Origin of the sequence: Sphingobacterium sp. JUb20, assembly GCF_004342035.1 — a bacterium.
In the GTDB taxonomy this organism is placed as follows: domain Bacteria; phylum Bacteroidota; class Bacteroidia; order Sphingobacteriales; family Sphingobacteriaceae; genus Sphingobacterium; species Sphingobacterium anhuiense.
The window spans coordinates 1-20497 of record NZ_SLYV01000013.1 but is presented as its reverse complement, the minus strand read 5'-3'; the positions used below and the strand labels follow the sequence as shown (position 1 = coordinate 20497).

18 protein-coding genes and 1 tRNA gene are annotated in these 20497 nt (G+C 37.4%); 3 read left to right on the top strand and 16 right to left on the bottom strand.

The genetic code is table 11. The features are described 5' to 3' along the window. Positions 1–6 precede the first annotated feature (6 nt). On the top strand, positions 7–3405 hold the full coding sequence (locus EDF66_RS20425; RefSeq protein WP_132772729.1) for a family 16 glycoside hydrolase: 3399 nt from the start codon (positions 7–9) through the stop codon (positions 3403–3405). A gap of 159 nt (positions 3406–3564) precedes the next feature. Here the strand turns inward: EDF66_RS20425 and EDF66_RS20420 are convergent, their stop codons facing one another. From EDF66_RS20420 to xerD, 12 genes are all read right to left on the bottom strand, one after another. Continuing rightward, positions 3565–3894, bottom strand: coding sequence for a DMT family transporter (locus EDF66_RS20420; protein ID WP_132772730.1), 330 nt, complete (start codon positions 3892–3894; stop codon positions 3565–3567). A gap of 97 nt (positions 3895–3991) precedes the next feature. Continuing rightward, complete coding sequence (locus EDF66_RS20415; protein WP_132844726.1) at positions 3992–4552, bottom strand: Crp/Fnr family transcriptional regulator; 561 nt, start codon at positions 4550–4552, stop codon at positions 3992–3994. Positions 4553–5031: 479 nt separating this feature from the next. Then, positions 5032–5244 carry a hypothetical protein gene (locus EDF66_RS20410; RefSeq protein ID WP_021191783.1) on the bottom strand — a complete coding sequence of 71 codons (213 nt, stop codon included), beginning with the start codon at positions 5242–5244 and terminating at the stop codon, positions 5032–5034. Between the two features lie 34 nt (positions 5245–5278). After that, positions 5279–5989: a siderophore-interacting protein gene (locus EDF66_RS20405; RefSeq protein ID WP_132844724.1), complete on the bottom strand. Its 711-nt coding sequence runs from the start codon at positions 5987–5989 to the stop codon at positions 5279–5281. Between the two features lie 78 nt (positions 5990–6067). After that, positions 6068–6931 carry an AraC family transcriptional regulator gene (locus EDF66_RS20400; protein ID WP_132844722.1) on the bottom strand — a complete coding sequence of 288 codons (864 nt, stop codon included), beginning with the start codon at positions 6929–6931 and terminating at the stop codon, positions 6068–6070. Positions 6932–7028: 97 nt separating this feature from the next. Next, on the bottom strand, positions 7029–7637 hold the full coding sequence (locus tag EDF66_RS20395) for an alpha-ketoglutarate-dependent dioxygenase AlkB family protein (protein WP_132844720.1): 609 nt from the start codon (positions 7635–7637) through the stop codon (positions 7029–7031). A 29-nt stretch (positions 7638–7666) separates the two neighbouring features. Beyond that, positions 7667–8518: a methylated-DNA--[protein]-cysteine S-methyltransferase gene (locus tag EDF66_RS20390; protein ID WP_132772738.1), complete on the bottom strand. Its 852-nt coding sequence runs from the start codon at positions 8516–8518 to the stop codon at positions 7667–7669. Between the two features lie 44 nt (positions 8519–8562). Further along, a complete protein-coding gene (locus tag EDF66_RS20385; RefSeq protein ID WP_243656101.1) occupies positions 8563–9066 on the bottom strand; it encodes a GNAT family N-acetyltransferase in 504 nt (167 codons plus the stop codon). A 370-nt stretch (positions 9067–9436) separates the two neighbouring features. Beyond that, positions 9437–9508, bottom strand: a tRNA-Arg gene (locus tag EDF66_RS20380). Between the two features lie 73 nt (positions 9509–9581). Beyond that, entirely contained in the window at positions 9582–10121 is a 540-nt protein-coding gene (locus EDF66_RS20375) for a hypothetical protein (RefSeq protein WP_132844719.1), read from the bottom strand. A 20-nt stretch (positions 10122–10141) separates the two neighbouring features. Then, a complete protein-coding gene (locus EDF66_RS20370) occupies positions 10142–12454 on the bottom strand; it encodes a TonB-dependent receptor (RefSeq protein ID WP_132844717.1) in 2313 nt (770 codons plus the stop codon). 252 nt (positions 12455–12706) lie between these two features. Next, a complete protein-coding gene (gene xerD / locus EDF66_RS20365) occupies positions 12707–13612 on the bottom strand; it encodes a site-specific tyrosine recombinase XerD (RefSeq protein WP_132844715.1) in 906 nt (301 codons plus the stop codon). 88 nt (positions 13613–13700) lie between these two features. Between xerD and EDF66_RS20360 the strand changes: the two genes are divergently transcribed. Next, the gene (locus tag EDF66_RS20360; protein ID WP_132772741.1) at positions 13701–16556 is read left to right on the top strand and encodes a M16 family metallopeptidase; all 2856 of its coding nucleotides are present in this window, start codon (positions 13701–13703) and stop codon (positions 16554–16556) included. A 79-nt stretch (positions 16557–16635) separates the two neighbouring features. Here EDF66_RS20360 and EDF66_RS20355 read toward each other — a convergent pair whose 3' ends face one another. The 4 genes from EDF66_RS20355 to EDF66_RS20340 all read right to left on the bottom strand — a co-directional run bounded on the left by EDF66_RS20355 (position 16636) and on the right by EDF66_RS20340 (position 19445). Continuing rightward, positions 16636–17097, bottom strand: coding sequence for a copper resistance protein NlpE (locus EDF66_RS20355; protein ID WP_132772742.1), 462 nt, complete (start codon positions 17095–17097; stop codon positions 16636–16638). A 132-nt stretch (positions 17098–17229) separates the two neighbouring features. Continuing rightward, positions 17230–17517, bottom strand: coding sequence for a SelT/SelW/SelH family protein (locus EDF66_RS20350; RefSeq protein ID WP_021191773.1), 288 nt, complete (start codon positions 17515–17517; stop codon positions 17230–17232). 104 nt (positions 17518–17621) lie between these two features. After that, complete coding sequence (ygiD, locus tag EDF66_RS20345; RefSeq protein WP_132772744.1) at positions 17622–18506, bottom strand: 4,5-DOPA dioxygenase extradiol; 885 nt, start codon at positions 18504–18506, stop codon at positions 17622–17624. Between the two features lie 108 nt (positions 18507–18614). Further along, entirely contained in the window at positions 18615–19445 is an 831-nt protein-coding gene (locus tag EDF66_RS20340; RefSeq protein ID WP_207898706.1) for a helix-turn-helix transcriptional regulator, read from the bottom strand. 596 nt (positions 19446–20041) lie between these two features. Between EDF66_RS20340 and EDF66_RS20335 the strand changes: the two genes are divergently transcribed. Next, entirely contained in the window at positions 20042–20341 is a 300-nt protein-coding gene (locus EDF66_RS20335) for a hypothetical protein (protein ID WP_132844711.1), read from the top strand. The last annotated feature ends 156 nt before the right edge of the window (positions 20342–20497 follow it).

The window sequence follows — 20497 nt, the reverse complement described above, 5'->3', positions numbered from 1 at the left end:
TCTAAAATGAAAAAAGTTTTTAATACGATATCTGCCTTATTAATACTTCAAGTGGCAGCATATGCACAACAGCCCCAAAATAGAACGACTGCTACTAAAATAGCTGATGTACTGGGGCAACAACCTGCCGAAGAAAAGGCTAAGTTTTTATACGCGATGAACGAGTTGGAAAACTTTACATCAAGTGAAATCGCGGCGATGCTAAATCAATTGAAACCGCAGGGCCAAAACAATGCGCAAGTAGAGTATGCCACAAATAGCTATTCTTTCTTTGTTAACCAACCAGGCAAAGAAAAACAGAAAGAAGTATTTGTACAAGGTCTATTGGATGCATTGGGTACGGTGAAAGAGGATACCAACAAAGCTTTTGTATTGCGTCTTTTACGTCAGTGTGCAACGAATGCTGCTGTGAGTAAAGTAGCTACTTATTTAAATACACCATATTTGGCTGATGGTGCGGCACGCACATTGGTCTCGATCAATACGAAAGAATCAAGCGATGCATTAGCACAAGGATTAGCGAAAGTAACAGATGAAAAATGTGCAGTTGCGCTCGTGACCGCTTTGGGAGATGTTAAAAATCAAGATACCGAGACGGCTATCATCGCTTTGATCGATAAGTTCAAATCGGATAGCTTCAAACGTACTGCTTTGATTGCCCTGAGCAAAATTGGAGGAACAGCAGCGCTTCCGATCTTTGAAAAAGAGCTTAAAACTGCAAATTATAGTTATGATAACCTAAATGGTATCGGTTTAGGTCTGGACTATGCCGAATCTCTAATTGAGAACAAAAAAAATAAAGAAGCAATTGCTTATTTAAATACTTTGTTTGCTGAGGCTTCTAAATTGAAAGCAATCAATGCACAAGTAGGATCGTTAACTTTATTGACAGGATTGGATGCTAAAAAACAAAAGAAAAACTTGTTTGCGGCAGCTCAAAACGAAAATAATGTCTACCGTCACGTTGCTTTAAATCTATTGCACAAATACGGAGATGCAAATGATACTAAAAAACTATTAGGACTAGCAGCGAAATCAAGCCCTGCTGTGCAAGAATCATTATTGAACTATATTGCTCAAAACGGTTCGATAACTCAATTAAAAGCAATCGAAAAAATTGTTGGTAAGTCTACAGATGCACATGCTAAATTAGCGGGTCTCTCGGCGATCAACCTCCTTTCTAAAGGTGCTGACTCGAAAGCTTTAATTGATAATTTGTCTACAGATGCGCAACTGAATGAATCGATCAAAGCACTTTTGTTAAGTTCAAAAAATGAACAGACAATGGACGTGATCAACAATTCATTAGCAACTGTTGATGATGCTAAGAAAATCCAATTATTGGACATTTTGAGCACAAGGGCAAATGCTAATTCTTCGCAAGCTGTATTGGCTTTGAATAGCACCAATGCTGATGTAAATAAAGCCATCAACAAGGCTTTACCAAATGTTGCACAGGAGAAAGATCTAGAAATACTTGTTAATTTATTGACAAAAGCGGATGAGGCTTCAAGCAGGAATTTAGAGGTTGCGATTGCAAATGTGATCCAGTCTAGTCCTAACAAAGAACAACATATCCAAAAACTTGCCGCGAATATTTCCCGTTCTGCAGCACCTAGTGCAACCAAATTCTTTCCAATTTTTGCCAGACTTGGCGATCAGGAGTCTTTGAATGCGGTTACGAATTATTTGAAATCTGATAATCCTGCTCTTCGTGATGCCGCTGTTTTAGCGATCGCAGACTGGTCGACTCCTTTAGCATTAAATGAGCTCATCCAGTTGTCAAGAACAAACTTATCAGGTGGTTTAAGTGAAAAAGTATTTGCTGGATTGATCAAGAATATCAATAGATCGAGTGAAACAAACGATCAGAAGACCCTTTTATTGAAAGATGCTTTTGCAGTTGCTAAAAATAACAACCAAAAAAGAACTGTTTTAGGTTCTCTACAAAGTACGGGCACCTACCAGGCAGTTGTATTTTCAGGTAAGTTTTTGAAAGATCCGGAACTGAAGGGTACTGCCGTTAACACTGCAATGAACATTGCTTTAGATAATAAATCTTTTATAGGTTCTGACGTCCGCAACATCTTGAATGAGGTGATCAACAATTTAAGCGGAAGCGAAAGTGCATACTTAAGAGAAGCTGTTGTTAAGCACCTTGCAGAAATGCCTAAATCTGAAGGTTTTGTAAGCCTGTTTAATGGACAGGATCTGACAGGCTGGAAAGGTCTAGTCGCAAACCCGATTAAAAGAGGTCAAATGACTGAGAAGGAATTGGCTGCTGCGCAGGTAAAAGCTGATGAGCAAATGCGTCAGGGATGGGCTGCTAATAATGGTGAATTGATCTTCAACGGTAAGGGAGATAACATTGCTACGGTTAAACAATATGGCGATTTTGAGATGTTGGTTGACTGGAAACTGGATAAAAACGGTAAAGAAGGTGATGCTGGGATTTATCTTCGTGGTACACCACAGGTTCAGATCTGGGACATATCTCGCGTAAAAGATGGTGCTCAAGTGGGTTCTGGTGGTCTTTATAATAACCAAAAGGCTGAATCAAAACCATTATTGGTGGCGGATAATGCCCTTGGTGAGTGGAACACGTTCAGAATTAAGATGGTTGACGACAAGGTGACAGTTTACTTAAATGGTAAATTGGTTACCGATAATGTGCCTTTAGAAAATTATTGGGATCGCAATCAATCTATTTTCCCTACCGAGCAGATTGAGCTGCAGGCTCATGGTACGGTGGTGTCTTACAGAGATATCTATGTAAAAGAGCTGGCTAGAAAAAATGTATTTCAATTGAGTGACACAGAAAAGAAAGAAGGTTTTGAGGTGTTATTTGATGGTACAAACTTAGATAAGTGGACGAAGAATGATGGTTATGTAATCAATGATGAAGGATATCTTAGGGTGGTGCCAGACGCTAAATTCGGCGGTAATCTTTATACAAAAGAAGAGTATGGAGATTTCATCTATCGTTTTGATTTCAAATTGACAGAAGGTGCAAACAATGGTGTGGGGGTCAGAGCTCCTTTAGAGGGTGATGCCGCTTATGCTGGTATGGAAATCCAAGTGTTGGATAACACTGCAGATATCTATAAAGATTTGAAACCTTACCAATACCATGGTTCGGTGTATGGTGTTGTAACGGCAAAAAAAGGATTTTTAAAGCCAGTAGGCGAGTGGAATACGGAAGAAATCGTTGTAAAGGGTAACCGTGTTAAAGTTACTTTGAATGGTACAGTGATTCTTGATGCTGATATTGCAGCGGCAAGCAAAAATGGTACTTTGGATGGTAAAGATCATCCCGGTTTAAAACGTACAACGGGTCATCTTGCCTTCTTAGGACATGGTTCGGAAGTATTCTTTAAAAATATCAGAGTAAAAAAATTGAAATAAGGGTTATACCTTTTCATTTTATAAGGTCCTTATTACTTTAAGTAATAAGGACCTTTTTTTAACATTAAACCAAGAACGATGAGTAGTTTTCGGTAGCTCCATCGTGCCACTCAAGGTATATTTTATGGTTGAAAAAAAATATATTTCAAATGCTATCGCTTAATGTGAAGCAGCTTTTGAAAAGAAATTCATTATAATGACTCCGGCAACAATCAAAACAATACCAATCACTGCTGGAAGATCTAGTGATTGTTTGAAAATAACAACCGAGATAACAGTTGTTAAAACAATACCGATACCACCCCAAGCTGCATAAGCAATACTAAGAGGAATAAATTTAAGCGCCAGGGAAAGAAAATAAAAGCAAGCTATAAAGGCCAGAATAGTGACAATAGATGGAATTAACTTTGAAAACCCATTGGATACTTTTAAAAAACTACTGCCAAGTAATTCAAATGCAATAGCTAAGCCTAAAAATAAATATTTCATTTTTTTATATGATTAATAATCATACAAAGGAACGGTAGATTGAGATTGTTTTTTTTGATATATATCAAATTCAGTTAAATTTCAATACAAACTATCATTATTTTTTTCGGATCCGGCTTAATGTTTCCTGAGTAATACCAAGATAAGAAGCGATATGTCCTAGCGAAATGCGTTGTGCCGCTGCGGTTTCATTCTTCAGTAGCGTATTGTAACGCTCTTCAGCAGATTCAGTCTGTAAAGAAATGGCACGCTCCTCTAATATTTTGCAATATTCTTCCGCTAATTTTCTCCCAATGGTTTCCATTTGATGATATTTTTGATAAAGCTCATTCATATCTTCTCTGGAAATATAGTAAATAGAGGAATCTTCTAAAAACTGAATGCTCTCTAAAGAAGGAAGATTGAAGAAAAGAGGAATCACTGAACCTAATATCATATTTTCGATACCAAACCAAACATTGATCTCCCGATCTTCTTTATTGTAAAATGCGCGCACAATTCCTTTTTCAATAACAAACATATTGGATACAACTTGACCCTGTTTAAGAAAAAAATCACCCTTTTGTTTGGTCATGAATTTAGTTCTCTTAATCAATTCTTCTTCAAGATCAGTATGAATTGGTCCGTATTTTTTTAGCTGTTGAATTAATAAATTCATATTTTCTGTATTACTTCCCTATAATATTAAAACTTGCAAGTGCCGGTTTTACCGCTTGCGTAAGAACGCATTGCAACATAAGGAGTATCTATAAAAGATAATCGTTTACAAAACAAACCATATGTTGTCATGAGGTTTTAAATATACCTATCGAAGTTGGAACTACCAATCTGCAAAGTGAATTTATTGATGTCATGTAAAGCACAAAATTCCGCATGTTTATTTGTGATTCGTAGATATTCTATCTTATTTCCAAAAATCATATACCTGCTAATTGCTAATTTTCATCAACTGATCTTACGATTTGATTCGTGACTCCGTTACATAAATCTTTGGTTTTAGAACAGCATACTGCTCGAACTATAACAATTTTATCGTTGCTGCAACAGAGAGCTTTATCCTGATAAAAAATCTAGATCAGTAACTAGCGTAAATATGTTGATATTTAGTTTAGCTACACGATTCCATATTTGATCTTGTTAGTAGGGAAGCTCTTCGCAGTGAAAGCCTTTATCCTGCAATAGTCCAATGATAGATTGTGGATTTTCCTTTAAAGTATCGATGCGTAAGATGCGATCGCAATCCTGTAGATCGAAATTCCATCTGCCCGGTGTGCAGTGTTCATTTAAACCATATTCTAAAATGAGAATGTCTTTTTCAGTTTCTACTGAGGTTTTAAATACATAAATCATGCAGTTTTTAATTTTAAATTTTTAATACAATCTGTTATAATCCTTTTTTTCCTTTTAGCCAATATCCTTGAGTAGTTATACGGTTTACACCGTTTCTTTTAAGGGCCTTTCGAAAAGCTTGAACGGAAGTGACATTGCCGACTAAAGTGTAGCTGGCATGAAGCCAGTTTTCATGATGAAAAATAGGAAGACCATCGATCCATTCCGCATTGGCAAACGATCCATTTTTTGGAAAGATACTACAGTTTTCTAAGCCCAACAGCTCAGGAACTTCGTGATTTGAATCGTCTAGTTCTAGATAGAACTGGAAGGAATGATTGTTTTTTTTGAGTGTGGGAAGTAGCGAACAGGCCAATCCGAGCGAAGTTTCATCGCCGAAGAGTAACTGATGCTGAAATTTTGGGTTATACACTTTATGCCCCCTCGGACTACTGATATAGAGATGATCACCAACGCTTAAAGTGTCTGCATAACTGCTTCCGGGACCATTATTGTGAATATGAAAGATAATATCCACAATACCCAGTTGCATATCATGATAGGCAATCGTATAATTCCGGTATTCGATTTCGTTTACACGGATCACACTCGCATAGCCAATCTGGAAATTCATTTTGGCAAGGTCGCTCTGAAAACGCACCTTTTTAAGATGGGGGCTGAGGTAAGTGGTGCCGATCACTTCAGCACGCTGGCCAACGAGACTCTCTAGTATTCCGCCTGCCCATTTGGGTAGTGTTGATATCATGGTATTGCTTTTTTGTTCATGACAAAGAAACAGCTAATTTGTAACGCAAACAATGGAGCAAAGGAAGAGGGTATTGGACTAATCGCGGTTTTTGTTCCGAAAGGATAGTGCCGACATTCCGGTGACTTTGCTGAATAATCTCGAGAAGTAGGGGTAATCCTCGAAACCTAGGGCATCGGCGATTTCTTTTACTGACTTGTCAGAATGATAAAGCAGGCGTTTGGCTTCTAAAATGATATGCTGTTGGATATGATAGGACACAGGGTAGCCGGTGACGTCTTTGACACATTCATTCAGATAGGGGGTAGAGATATTGAGACGCATAGCATATGCAGCGGGTCTTTTTATAGCGAGAAAGTCACGTTGCAGGGAAGCCTTAAATGCTTTTGTGATAATCTCAGATCGGGAAAGTTTGTCGACAGGTATAGCGCCCTCGAGGTACATCGAAGTCAAGAGCCCGATCAAAGTATTACAGCTATCTTTTAGCAAGGATTGATGTAACTGCTTTTGTTTACGGTCGGATAGTGTAATGCATAAAGAAACGCTAGTTTCCAAAATAGAAAATATTTCCTCAGAAAGTCGAAGCGGTTTTAATGGTGTCATTTCTTCCAGCAATTGCAGATATTCTGGATTTATATGTTCACTATTAATCCCCAAAAAACTGCCACCTACTTTTTTCATCGCCACAATGCGATGTACTTGATGTGGGTGAATATAGAGGATGGAGTAGGGGGTTATCGTATATTGCTGAAAATCAATTTCGATTTCGGTGGTGCCATTTTCCAACAGAAAGAAGGAGTGATAGTCATCCCGATGTGATCGTCTTGCATCATCCAGATTCATGAGGTCCTGTTCATCGAAAGATGCTTTGGCTATAATAATTCCCGAACTGAAAGCATCAGTCATTGTTTTAATAGGAATGGAACTGTTTTTCTTACGCATAATGCTAACGACTATATCTTAAAAGCTGAGCACAGCACACGCTGTTTGGTATAAAAATTTATAAAAAATAGAAACACGCAATTGAAATAACGGTATTTTATTCGACAATTGTTCTAAATGTGAGATTAATCCTTGGAGAGTGAATCTTTTTAGTAGGTGGCAGTCGATGTAGCCAATGGGATTGCGTCTCATCTTTCATGACCAATAAACTGCCATGTTCTAAGATCAATCCTACATTTTCTTTCGTTTGTTTATGCTTAAAAGCAAATTTACGGACAGCCCCAAAACTCAATGATCCGATAGCACCATTTTTCTTTAAATCTTTTTCGCCATCACTGTGCCATGCCATACCCTCATCCCCGTTATGGTAGAGATTTAATAAGCAAGAATTGAACGTTTCTCCCGTTGTTCTTTCAACTATTTCTTTTAATTCCAATAATTCTATTGACCATGGAAGAGCATGCTTGGTTGTATTGGAATAGGTATACTCAAAAGGTTTCTCACCGTACCAAGCGACTTTTCTTTTCGTTAATATATGTTTACCAAAAATAACGGCTTCATCGTTACGCCATTCGATGGCTGTCAATAGTTTTTCATAAAAGTAATCTGCACGTTCCTGTCCCACTACTTTCCCATAATAATGTACTGTTCCGTCCTTTGGAAGCCAATTTTTCGTACTATCAATCGGATATTCAAATAATTCCATACATAATGTTTAAATGGTGGTGCTTCGTATTATAATTCCTGCTGTGTTTTGGCACTTTCCCATCCTATAATAGCTGTTTTTCGAGTTGGTCCCCACATGTATCCTCCTGTTATGCCAGAAGATTGGATAATGCGGTGGCACGGAATAAGAAATGCAATGGGGTTACTGCCAACAGCTGTGCCAACAGCTCTAGCTGCTTTTGGATTTCCGATCTGTTCTGCTATTGTTCCATATGTAGCCAGTTTCCCCATGGGAATTTTGAGTAAACTCTCCCACACACGCAATTGAAAGTCGGTGCCTTTGAGATGTAATTTAATCTGTGAAAGAGCAGACCAATCGTTTTGAAAAATGGAGAGGGCATTTTGTTGCAGATCATCATCCCGTTGCTGAAATAGGGCATTTGGAAACTTAGCCTGTAAATCGGTGAAAGCTTTTGCTTCATTACTTTCAAATGCGATATAGCATACTCCTTTGGCTGTAGATGCAATAATTATTGGGCCAAAAGGACTGTCTGCATAACGGTAATTGATCTTGAGAAATTGACCTCCATTTTTATATTCAGCAGGAGTCATACCTTCGATATTGATAAATAGATCATGTAAACGGCTGCTGCTCGAAAGTCCGGTATGGTATGCGGCATCAAAGAGTGTAAGTTCTTTGTTGTCATCAAGCAGTTTCTTGGCATATTGCAAACTGATGTACTGTAAAAATTTTTTAGGACTTGTACCTGCCCAGTCAGTAAAGAGCCGTTGAAAATGAGCGGGGCTTAAATGAATTTTTTCAGCGACTTCATCCAAGTTTGGCTGTTCCTTAAAATGATGTTGAATATATTCGATAGCTGAAGCTATTCGATTGTAGTTGAGATTTGATTGTGTTTCCATTTTCATTTTAATTTATACCCAAATTTCATCATGATTGTCGCTGTTTACAATCCGAAACATGCGGAGTTTTGATTAGGCCTGATCATTTTAACCATTTTGTAATTGATAAATGGTACATTTTTTAAAATCACTTCCTGCTCCTTTACGGTTGTAAATCCCATTTTTATAAAAAATGGTTTTGCCGTCTTGCTTACATCTGCAGTTAAACGATCGGTGTTCTGTCGCCTTGCCTCCGCTTCTATATATTGGTAGAGCTGGGATGCTATTTTTTGACCTTGGTAATCTTTATGAACAAAAAATAAATCAATATAACGACCTTCAGCTAAGGTGCAAAAGCCGACAATACTGTTGTTTAACGCTGCTATGAGTACATACTGCTCCGTTAACACCTGAGTCCATCGTTGCATATTCTCACTGCTGGAGCTCCAAACCGCTACCTGCTCTGCGCTATAATCTTGGATGCAAATGCGCTTAATAGTATCGACAAACAGTTCCTGCAGGGAAACAATATCATGAAGGGTGCCAAATCTAAACGTAATTTTTTCCAAAATATACTGGTATAATGTTTTTCCTTTGATTGTATGGGCTACTCTAGACCATTCTTTTTATTGATATGATGTACTGCTGATTGATGAGTCAAACTTAATAATATTGTCTTTTATATCCAAAGTACTGGCTTGACAATTCATGTTCATTGCGCAAATTGCTTTACTATTATTTGCAATACGCAGTGATTTTAGATTTTTGATGATGAGGTTTTTTAGTTTTAGTCACAAAAAAATATCAGGGTGCTGCTGTGGGCTGTTTCACCGTAATATAGGATTTACCTAAAGATGCTGGATGGAATGAAATGGGGAATATGTGCGTTAGAAATTATAAAAAAAGCAGCGTTTAATACTATTAAACGCTGCTTTTGTGTGTCCCCGAAGGGAGTCGAACCCATATCAACAGAACCGGAATCTGCAATTTTATCCATTAAACTACAGGGACATGCTAGCAAAGATATACTATTTCATGAAAAATGAAAATAGCTAAATGCAATCTCTTGCCAACATCCTCATCTTTAGTCAATAAGATTTAAAGTTACATTTACTGAAATGTCTGGAGTACCGCCACCAATGCTTTGGTAGCTTGAATTGTTCCAGTCTGCTGCGGTAACCTTTGTTTTATTTAGACCGTGCATCAAGACAATTTTCATTGGAATAGCACTTGCTTTGTCTAATACTTTCCAGTTGCTTTTTAAACCTACCTGTTGATCTAAATACGTAAAGGTGATCTGCTCCTTTGTAGGGCCTACGAAGAAAAACTGATGCTCATAGGCATCGTAAGAAATTTCCTGTTGTACCTCATGTCCATCAAAATCTTTTAATTTGATATCTAAATCATAGTTGCCTTTTTTTAAGTTTAACGACTGTGGTTTTGTATCGGTAGCATCGATGATAACTTCGACTTTGGCATTTGTTGTTTTTTCTGTAAAACTTAAAGTCATGGTTTTCATTTCTTCATTATCATGTTCGTGGACAGGATCGTCTTTTTTACATGAGTTGAAAAGGAGAACTGCTGCGATCAGTACTAATTTGCTGCTGTTAATGATTTTTTTCATGATAGCTGTATTTGTTATGATTAGAATGTGTAATTAATTGTCAACTGTATATTTCGGCCTACACCATGACTGTAATAACGGAATAGATCTGTGTAAGATTTGTAGGTGCTATTGAATATGTTTTCTACCAAAAGGCGAGTTTGCAATTTATTGTTGCCAATAAGAGAGCCTAAACTAATGGAACCATTGATAAGCTGATACGCCGATGGTGCGGGAGCCATCTCCATACTTGCTGTTGTTAAAAACTGTTTGGCATAGATTTCTTGACCTAAGGCAAATTTCACGTCATGCATCCAGTTCGTCTTTCCCTTTGTTGTAAAAGCGATTTCATGTGTATACGATAGGGGCGGAATAAGAGGCAGATAGTTTTTGTCATCTAGGTTACGGGCGTAGATAAATGATGTGTTTGCACTGTAATCTAAATGTTCACTGATGGCATATTTTCCCTGTACGTCAATCCCGGCCAATAATGCATTGTTTTGACTATACTGCCAGATCGGAAATGTACCTGAAAGATTTTGTACGTATTCTTCGGTCGGTTTTACGTAAATGTAATTATTGATGTAGTTAGCATAGATGTCAATGTTTAAGAAATTTTTCTGCTCATGGATATTTAAACTGGTGATCCACTTTAATCCTTTCTCTGCTTTTAATGCCGCATCTCCTCTTTCATAGCGTGCTGTACTTTGGTGTACGTTTTGGCTGTACAGTTCTTGTGCAGATGGAGCTCTCCAGGCAAGTCCTAAGTTTGATTTAAAAGTCATATGGTTGTCGACAGTATAGGATAAACCGAGGTTGGTCGACAAGTTATGAAACTGATTGTCGCCACCATAAGCTTTACCATAAAAGTCATACCCTGCAGCATCGAAATTCTTAAAATCATAACGAGCTCCTAATTCGTAGGCCAATCGGTCTTTTTGCCATTGATATATACCGTATGCTCCGATATTAAAGGCATTGTAATTAGGAATTAATGGGGTATTAAAAGTCCCAGCAATATTATTGTTAACTTGTGTCTGCCCCTGAAGGCCTGTGATAAATTTTTGATTTAAGCCCTCAATAGTATAAGATGCATCAAGTGCATGTGTCCGTAAAACCATATCCATGCTTGGAATTGCGCTACGGCCTGCACGTCTTTTATCATATTCCTGCCGGTGGTTATTCTGGTAAGCATATTTTATGGATAAGGTTTTAGCATCGCTCAAGCGCTGGCTGTAAGCAAACTGAAATACCTCGTGTTTAACCTCTTGACGGGGAGCATCAATTTGGTATGAGAATCCGAAGAGTTCGCTGGGATACGGTCTCCCATAGGCTAGACGTTCCTGAAAAGAAGTAATATCGCCGATATGAGTAGAAGATAAAATGCCCGCTTCATTGTGATATTGTTTATAGGAAGCTTCAAAATTAGCGTCTTTGTATTGATAATTTACTGCAGCATTTAGGTTGTAAATGCGCTGCCCGGTATTGTTCAGATAATAATCGGGAGTTTTTCGATTACCACTTTTGCTGTAGTTTCCATTGAAAGACCATTTCAGTCCCGCTATGGGAGTGATGCCCTCCAGGTTTAATGCGCTTTGCATACCTCTGCCATTTGTGAAACCGTTTAGACTAACTTGCCCTCTAAGACTATCAATTTTATTCCAGGGCTTAGTGGAAAGCAGAATTGCTCCACCTAATGCTTCACCACCATAACGTAAGCTTTCTGCTCCCTTTACGACCGTAATCGCATTCGCCGCGTACACATCAATTTCTGGAGCATGGTCATTACCCCATTGCTGACTTTCGAGTTTCATACCATCATTAAGTATCGCCAAGCGATTGCCATAAAGACCGTTAATAATGGGCTTATTGATGGTAGATCCGGTCTGTAGGAGATGGACTCCGGAGATGTTTTTTAAAACTTCTGCTAGCGAACGGTTTCTATTTTCAGTTAAAGCTGTCGCATTGACCTGTTGTGCAATCTGTGTTTTGGCGGCAACCTGATAACCGTAAACCTGTGTCTCGGCGAGTCTCTTAACGTCTTTTTTTAGTCTTATCAGTACGGGACGGTCATTTTTCACATAAGTAGTGTCATTTTCGTAGCCAACGAGTGAAGTCACTAATTTTATCGGGAAGTTCTGTTCAGTACTAAATTGAAATTCACCCGAAAAGTTGGAAGTTATCGCTTTCTTATGTCCTTCGTAGTGAAGGTTAGCTCCATGAATGGGACTGGTGTTTTCTAGCGCAATGATCTTTCCGCTTATTTGTCTTTTTTGTGCAAATAGGCTGTATGAAGGCCATAATGAGATGAATACGGGTGCCAATATAGAGATGACGCTGAACTGTTTTGTCATGCTTAAATTAAATTACGCCTCAAAAATACAACATTGTTGCATTAAATTAAAATAATAATGCAACAATGTTGTATATAATTTAAAAAGTCATGGTTTATACCGTTTTATAGTACAAATGGATTACCCCTTTATTTTTTTGAACCGTGGAGATTGGTCCAAATAATCAAAGTGGTACAGGTATCAACTAACGAACTAACGAATAAGTTAACTGTAAAAAATTAGGGTTGTGATTTTAGAGTTGTAAATATCCGATTAGGAACGGGGATGATATTGGGTAATCACGCTCTGTAGATAATCGCGGTCGATATGGGTGTAGATTTCTGTAGTTGTGATACTTTCGTGCCCCAGCATATCTTGTACGGCGCGTAAATCTGCCCCACCTTCCACAAGATGAGAAGCAAAGCTATGTCTAAAAGTGTGAGGGCTAATGTTTTTTTGAAGACCAATTTTTGTAGCCAGCTCTTTTATGACAATGAATACCATAACACGAGATAAAGCAGCTCCACGCTTATTTAGAAAGACAAAATCTTCCTGCCCCGACTTGACTTTAATGTGCGGTCGGACTTCATTGATATAAATTTTCAAGTATTTAATGGCTTGGCTCCCGATTGGAATCAGACGTTCTTTATTACCCTTTCCTTCAACTTTGATAAATTCTACGTCTAAGTAAAGATTTGATAGTTTAAGACCTACCAGCTCCGAGACCCGAAGTCCACATCCATACAACACCTCCAGAATTGTTTTGTTGCGCATACCTTCGGGAGTTGATAAGTCGATGGCATTGATAAGTTGATCGATTTCTTGGATGTTAAGCACACTAGGTATCTTTCGTGCAATTCGAGGGGCTTGAATTAATTCGACTGGATTATTTTCCCAATCGTATTCCAAGAGTAGGAAATTATAAAATGTTTTAAGTCCTGACAATAGGCGTGACTGCGTGAAGGGAGAAATACCAAATCCATTTATCCAGATCAGGAAGCGCTGTATATCCTTACTGGTTATTTGTTGCAATGTCAATTTATTTTCTTCACTGTATACTTCCAGTTTGGAAACATCATTGAGGTAAGCTTCAATAGAATTATCGGACAGACCGCGTTCAAATTTCAAAAAATGGCCGAATTCTCGTTTTAAAAGCAACCAATTATTTTCTTCCTTCATGCATAACAAAAATACAATAGATTAATTGTACTTTCGAACATTAATTTTATAAAACAACTAAATTAAAAACTTAAGGTAAATCAAAAACATGAGATTTATTAAACCAATTGCATTAACATTTTTGTTGCCAACTCTTTATTGTACAACCCCTAGTACTGCGGCAACATCACTTCGTGCTGAAGCGAGAGCAATTTTAGCACAAGACACCGTTAGTTGGAATCAAAAACTTCCTTTTGACAATGAGGTGCTTACAGGTAAACTTAAAAATGGTTTCACTTACTACATCCGTCGGAATGTAGAACCAGAAAAAAGGGTTACGATGTATTTAGCAAACAAAGTAGGTTCTATATTAGAAACAGATGACCAATTAGGCTTGGCTCACTTTTTAGAACACATGAACTTTAATGGTCTAAAACACTTTCCTAAAAACGAGTTGGTCAATTACCTACAAAAAGCTGGTGTTCGTTTTGGCTCCGATTTGAATGCTTATACCGGATTTGATGAAACGGTTTATCAATTGCCCATTCCATCTGATGATCCTGAACTGTTGAAAAATGGTTTACAGGTGATGCGCGACTGGGCACAAGATGCATTGCTTGCTGATGATGAGATTGATAAAGAACGCGGTATTGTGATGCAGGAAATGCGTGGCGGACGTGGTGTAGGTCAACGTTTGCAGGATCAATATTTTCCAATTGTTTTAAATGGATCTCGCTATTCTAAACGTTTACCGATCGGAACAGAAAAAATTATTACAACTTTCAAACCGGAGACGATCCGGAAATTTCATCAAGACTGGTACAGACCGGACTTACAGTCTATCATCATTGTTGGTGATATCGACGTGAAAGATATGGAAGCTCGAGTTAAAGCCTTATTTTCGGATTTAAAAGCTCCTGCTAAAAAGCTGGAACGTACCAAGTATAATGTTGATTTATTGAATAAAAATCAGTTTATTGCCATTACAGATCCTGAACTTCCTTATACAGTTGCTCAGATTATGATCAAAAGTAAAGAGGAAAAAACAGTGACCGTAAAAGATTATCGCAAACAGTTACTGATTTCGGCATTTAACTCGATCGTTGCCGATCGTTTTTCTGAAATCATGCAACAGGCAGATGCTCCTTTTATGCAAGCTGGAGGCAGTATATCTGGTTTCATTGCTGGATTAGATGTGTTTTCGTTGATGGTAGTTCCTAAACCAAACCAATTGGAAGTAGGATTTAAAAAGATGATGACAGAATTTGAGCGCATCCAAAAATTTGGATTTACACAGTCTGAATTGGATAGAGCCATCGTTTCAATGAATAAAGGTAATGAGACTGCTTATATAGAAAAGAGCAAGAAAAAATCGGATAGTTATGTGGGTCGTTATTTGAATAACTTCTTAAAAGATGATGCCGCATTAAGTAACGATGATAGTTATAAAATAACAAAACAGCTATTACCAACATTGACCTTGAAAGAAGTTAATGCACTGATTTCAAAATATTATACTGATCTGAACCGTGATATCATCATCATGGGGCCGGAGAAAGATAAAGCTACTTTACCTGCTGAACAAACAGTCAATAATTGGATAAAGGAAGTGGAGTCTCAGAACTTAACAGCTTATGAGGATAAGGTTTCTAAATTGCCATTATTATCGAAGGAACCTGTTAAAGGATCTGTTGTTTCCAATAAGGAATTAAAAGAGATCAATGTAAAAGAATTGACCTTAAGCAATGGTGTCAAAGTAATCTTGAAACCTACCAATTTCAAGAATGATGAAATACGTATCTCAGCTTTTAGTCCAGGTGGTTCTTCTTTATATCCAGATGCAGATTATTATTCAGCGAGTAATGCTGCGGGTCTAGTGGATGCGAGTGGTGTGGGTCAATTGAATAATGTTGAATTACAAAAGTATCTCACAGGTAAAAATATCGGGATCACACCGTATATTTCAGAAAGATATGAAGGAATCTATGGAAGTTCGGACAAAGAAGGTTTAAAAAATGCTTTTGAATTGATTTATGGCTATTTTACTGAACCTCGTCTGGATCAGGATGTTTACCAAAGTATCATCGCCCGTTCTGTAGGAAGTTTAGAAAATAGAGATAGTGATCCGTCAAATGTTTTCTCCGATAAAGTGAAAGAAACGCTTTATGGGGATAATATCCGCAGAAAAAATGCGACTGCCGATTTAGTGAAAACTATTGACAAAGATCGAGCTTTTCAAATTTATAAAGAGCGATTTGCTGATGCTTCGGACTTCACCTTTACCATCGTAGGTTCTTTTACTGAAGAAGAAATTAAACCTTATTTAGAAAATTACTTAGCGGCCTTGCCGAATCTTGGACGTAAAGAGTCTTATAAAGATTTAGGTATAGTAGAACCAGCTCAAGGAAAGCGTGTTGTTGTTCATAAAGGGAAAGAGGATAAAGCTTCTGTACAATTAGCTTATTATGGTGATTATACTTATTCGGAAAGCGAAAATATCAATATGGAAGCCTTAGAAAGTATCTTGACCATTAAATTATTAGAACGTCTTCGTGAAGCCGAAAGCGGGGTTTACAGTGTGGGCGCTTCTGCTAATTACGGCAAGTTGCCACGTCAACGCTATAGTTTTGGTATCGGCTTTGGCACGGCTCCGGATAAAGTGGATGTGCTGATAAAATCTGCTGTAGATGAAGTCTCTAAAATTAAGAAAAGTGGACCTGTAAAAGAGGATATTGATAAATTTGTTATTGAACAAAAGCGTCAATTAGAGCTACAGCTTAAAGAGAATGGATTTTGGGTTAGCTATCTATCAGGATCTTATCAAAATCAAGAGGATGTAACGGAAATCTTGAGAAAATTAGATGACCTGAGTAAAGTGTCTGTAGAAAGTGTAAAAGCTGTCGCTGATAAATATTTAAAAGAAGACCGCATGTTTGAATTTATTTTGTTACCAGATGCAAAATAGATCTTAAAGTCTAAAAAAGAAAGCTCCTGAATACTATTCAGGAGCTTTTTTTATGTCATATGACGCTGATGATCAGCATCTATTTTATCTTTTTGAAGTTATAGAATTCTTCTAATTCTCCTTTAATTTCTTTACCTTCCATATCTAATTTCTTCATCATACCTTCACCGACTTTATATTTGCTTTCGCCATCTTTCTCCTTTAAAATAATCGAGCCGCCGTCTGGAGTCCATGTGAACGTACCAGTTTCTTTAAAAGGTCCACCTTTTTCAAGATACTGTTCAGATTTTTCAAAAGTTCCATCCATATTTAAGGTTAAGATAACATGAATGCCCGAACAGTCTGCACATGGAAGAGTTCCTTCGTAGGTTCCAGCCCAATCAACAGAGTTTTGTGTATTATGCTCATCGTGAAATGCCGTATCTTGTTTAGTAGCAACTGTACTGCTGTCTTGTGCTGTTTTTTCTTTTGTTTGTGTTGGATTTTGGCAAGATGTAAATGAAGCAGTAATTACGAATAAGCCTATGAAGATTTTTTTCATTATAATATGTTTTATTTCTAAAAACGTGATGTATTAATGTATGTACTTTTGCAATTTTTGTATTGTTTTAAGAGCTAAAACAATACTGTTCGTTTATAGTTTTTGTAATATACTTAAAAATGCAAAATATAACTATTTCTTTTCAGAGTGACCTAAATCTTTATCCGGGTTAATGTGATCTCTTATCAATTGTTTTAATTCCTTTATTTCAGGAAACCTTCCCATTTCTTTACGGTCAAATATGGGTTGCTGATCGATTGAAATGGAGTATTTACCCGCTATTTCACTCGGAATCAGTAAGACACCATGAATATCTTCTGTAAAAGTACTTAAAATTTCTTGCGCCATATAGGCCGCGCGTAACATCCAGTTACATTTCGGACAGTATTCAACTGAAATTGTAGGTTTTGATATATCCATCTTTCTATATAGCTTATATGGCGAATATAAGGGATTTATTTTTATATTCTTAAACTGTGCTATTACTATTTACTGTGCAGCAATACGGATAATTGTCGTGTTTATCAGCCAATTTTGAATGAGGTCATGGCAAGAGATCCTCCTATAGAGTTGTCGTTAAACAGCAGTAAATCATCTTGTCTATCTTTTAGTGCCAGGCTGTAGATCATGGGAAGATAATGTTCTGGTGTGGGTATAGCTAAATCAAATGCTTTTCCCTGATTCCGGAAGTCGATCAAAGCTTTGTGATTACCATCTAAAATGTAATTTTTCATTTTTTCTTTTGCTTCCTGAGCCCAGTCCCATGCAAATCCCGCCTCATTTAATTTATCCCAGGCTACCATACGCAGGTTGTGGACCATATTGCCACTGCCTATTATCAATACACCTTTGTGACGTAAGGAAGCTAATTCCTGTGCTAATTCATAATGGTAAGACGCAGGTTGCGTATAATCGATACTCATTTGAATAACCGGAACCTCAGCATCTGGGTATAAATGCTTGACAACAGACCATGCCCCGTGGTCAAGGCCCCACTTATCATCCAATAATACATCAGTTTTTGTGATGATTTTTTTTGTTTCCTGTGCAAGTTCAGGGCTTCCGGGAGCTGGATACTGTACATCAAATAATGCTTGAGGAAATCCGCCAAAATCATGAATTGTCGGAGGATTGTCCATAGCAGTAACGAATGTACCACGCGTTTCCCAGTGCGCTGAAATAACTAATATTGCTTTTGGTTTTTGAAAAGTCTTACCGATATTTCGGAATCCGTCCACAAATTCATTTTCTTCGATCGCATTCATAGGACTTCCATGTCCCAAAAATAACACGGGAAACTTCTCGGTTGCTTCAAAATTTTTAGATAAGTTGCGTAAGGAGTTTACTTTTAAAGCAGCTCCTGTTAAAGGTAATACAGCCATAGCGGTTATAAATTTTTTTCGATTCATGCTATTAACTCCTGGTGATATATTGTTGTTGACAGCTTTTTAATAGTTAAAACAAATATCGGAAGTATAACAGGAGGATAGGTATTGTTTTTTGGTAATAATGTTGTACTATTTGGAAATGATCGCTTTTATATCAGTCCTAAATTCTGTAGGCGTCTGCCCCGACTTTCGCTTAAAAACATTTGTAAAGTAGGCTTTATCACTGTATCCTAATTCAAATCCAATTTCCGAAATTGTTTTATCGGTATTCATCAACAAATTTTTAGCTTCTATCAATTTTCTGGTTTCAATAATTTCGGAAACACTTTGCTGTAATATTTGATGACAGATCATATTAAGACCACGTGCACTCATAAAGAGTTTTTCCGCATAAAAATTTACGGATTCTGGGCGATGATAATTTTCTTCTAATATGGTTAAAAAGTTTTTAAATGTTGTACTAGAGGTCGATGAGTAGGGTAGGCCTTCTGGAAACTGTTTCCGATATTCGGATTCGATCATCGTAAATAAGGTGCTTAATAATTGTCGGACGATACCCAAATCACTTTGTGTTTCGTGCATTTCGTCGGCTATCATTTGAGCTATATGAACTATCCTTTGAAAACAAGCGGATGGAGTGATCCTAAATGTAGCTTGGTCATGAAAATGATTGTACAGTTGAAAAGTCGTTTCGGCAATAAATTCACTTTTGAATCGCAATACCCAAAATAGACATTTTCCTGCTTCTAGCTTGGGTTTTACGCGATGTGTTTTTCCTTTGGTAACAAAACTTATAAATGGTGCTGCATAAGTTTCGGATTTAAAATCAATAAAATGTTCTAATTCTCCTTCAATACCAATAATTAACTCTTCGAAATCATGGTGATGAACATTATTTTCGCTTTGGGCGATGCGGTTTGCTTCAGCTACATCGACTTGATATATTTTGAAAATTTCCATCAAAACTTTTTTGATTTCTTGTTGATTTTAAAGTTATAAAAAAAATGCAAAACCTTTGTTATATATCGGTTTATTTCACTTTTGTGTATTAGGCATAGTGGTCTTCAATACCATGATAGTGAGTATGTGAAAAATCAGCTTTATAGTAAGCAAGAGATGGGAGAGGTGCTTACAGCAATTGGACCTAATAATAGGGATTGGATTTGTGTTCGTCAGTATAATGATAAAGCAGCTCTTTAAACCAATTGAATCTGGAGAAAACTGCTGTTGTTAGCAGGGTGATACCATATTATAAGCAAGTAGGAATCTTGTTCGCATATAATGGAGGTATAAGAGGGGGTTTAGAGGGGGTTAGTAGAGGTAAACCCCTAGAAACCCCCTATAAACCCTCAGTAATCTCTATATAAATCCCATCTTAAATAATAATCAGTTCCCTGTCAGTTCCGGATCAGGTTATAATATGCCTTATTCCGGAGTATCTGTACGGAGGGGAGCTGGCTATAGTAAAACACCCCGACTTCTCTGGACCCCTTTTGTAGTATATAGTAATATAGTATAAAGTAAAGATGTCGGCCCTGCGGAAAGCATGAGGAGACATGGATCACCTTATCAGTAATAGTAATAGTAATAGTAATAGTAATAGTAATAGTAATAGTGTCGATGATGCCGCTGTACCGAAAAAGATATCATTTCCACTTGGCTATTCCGTAAAAGCATACTGCATCCATAAAAGATGGCCCAGAACGAACAATCCCCCCGCTACCCTTTTTTACAGTTCAAAGCCAGGATTGTCCGTTTCTCAGCCCCGAGAACAGGTCAGAGGTAAATTTATCGGTCAGGTTATAAGCTGTTTACCGTTTCGCGGCAAACTATTTCCGGAAAAGATTAGGAAGTGATTATAAAAAGTCCCTATCTTTGCACCACTCCGCAAGGGAGGAACGGCTGATCCGAAAGGATAGGCACTGAAAAAAGAAGGGTTTAATTCAGGTTAAACGCAGAAACAGCAGGAAAACAAAAAAATAAATTTTCACATTTATTTTGGAGAAACCAAA

Coding starts and splice junctions, on each gene's coding strand:
- EDF66_RS20425 (WP_132772729.1), top strand. CDS start 7: ATGAAAAAAGTTTTTAATACGATATCTGCCTTATTAATACTTCAAGTG.
- EDF66_RS20350 (WP_021191773.1), bottom strand. CDS start 17,517: ATGGATATATCAAAACCTACAATTTCAGTTGAATACTGTCCGAAATGT.
- EDF66_RS20340 (WP_207898706.1), bottom strand. CDS start 19,445: ATGGAAATTTTCAAAATATATCAAGTCGATGTAGCTGAAGCAAACCGC.
- EDF66_RS20405 (WP_132844724.1), bottom strand. CDS start 5,989: ATGATATCAACACTACCCAAATGGGCAGGCGGAATACTAGAGAGTCTC.
- ygiD (WP_132772744.1), bottom strand. CDS start 18,506: ATGAATCGAAAAAAATTTATAACCGCTATGGCTGTATTACCTTTAACA.
- xerD (WP_132844715.1), bottom strand. CDS start 13,612: ATGAAGGAAGAAAATAATTGGTTGCTTTTAAAACGAGAATTCGGCCAT.
- EDF66_RS20360 (WP_132772741.1), top strand. CDS start 13,701: ATGAGATTTATTAAACCAATTGCATTAACATTTTTGTTGCCAACTCTT.
- EDF66_RS20355 (WP_132772742.1), bottom strand. CDS start 17,097: ATGAAAAAAATCTTCATAGGCTTATTCGTAATTACTGCTTCATTTACA.
- EDF66_RS20410 (WP_021191783.1), bottom strand. CDS start 5,244: ATGATTTATGTATTTAAAACCTCAGTAGAAACTGAAAAAGACATTCTC.
- EDF66_RS20395 (WP_132844720.1), bottom strand. CDS start 7,637: ATGGAATTATTTGAATATCCGATTGATAGTACGAAAAATTGGCTTCCA.
- EDF66_RS20415 (WP_132844726.1), bottom strand. CDS start 4,552: ATGAATTTATTAATTCAACAGCTAAAAAAATACGGACCAATTCATACT.
- EDF66_RS20335 (WP_132844711.1), top strand. CDS start 20,042: ATGGATCACCTTATCAGTAATAGTAATAGTAATAGTAATAGTAATAGT.
- EDF66_RS20375 (WP_132844719.1), bottom strand. CDS start 10,121: ATGAAAAAAATCATTAACAGCAGCAAATTAGTACTGATCGCAGCAGTT.
- EDF66_RS20390 (WP_132772738.1), bottom strand. CDS start 8,518: ATGGAAACACAATCAAATCTCAACTACAATCGAATAGCTTCAGCTATC.
- EDF66_RS20420 (WP_132772730.1), bottom strand. CDS start 3,894: ATGAAATATTTATTTTTAGGCTTAGCTATTGCATTTGAATTACTTGGC.
- EDF66_RS20370 (WP_132844717.1), bottom strand. CDS start 12,454: ATGACAAAACAGTTCAGCGTCATCTCTATATTGGCACCCGTATTCATC.
- EDF66_RS20400 (WP_132844722.1), bottom strand. CDS start 6,931: ATGCGTAAGAAAAACAGTTCCATTCCTATTAAAACAATGACTGATGCT.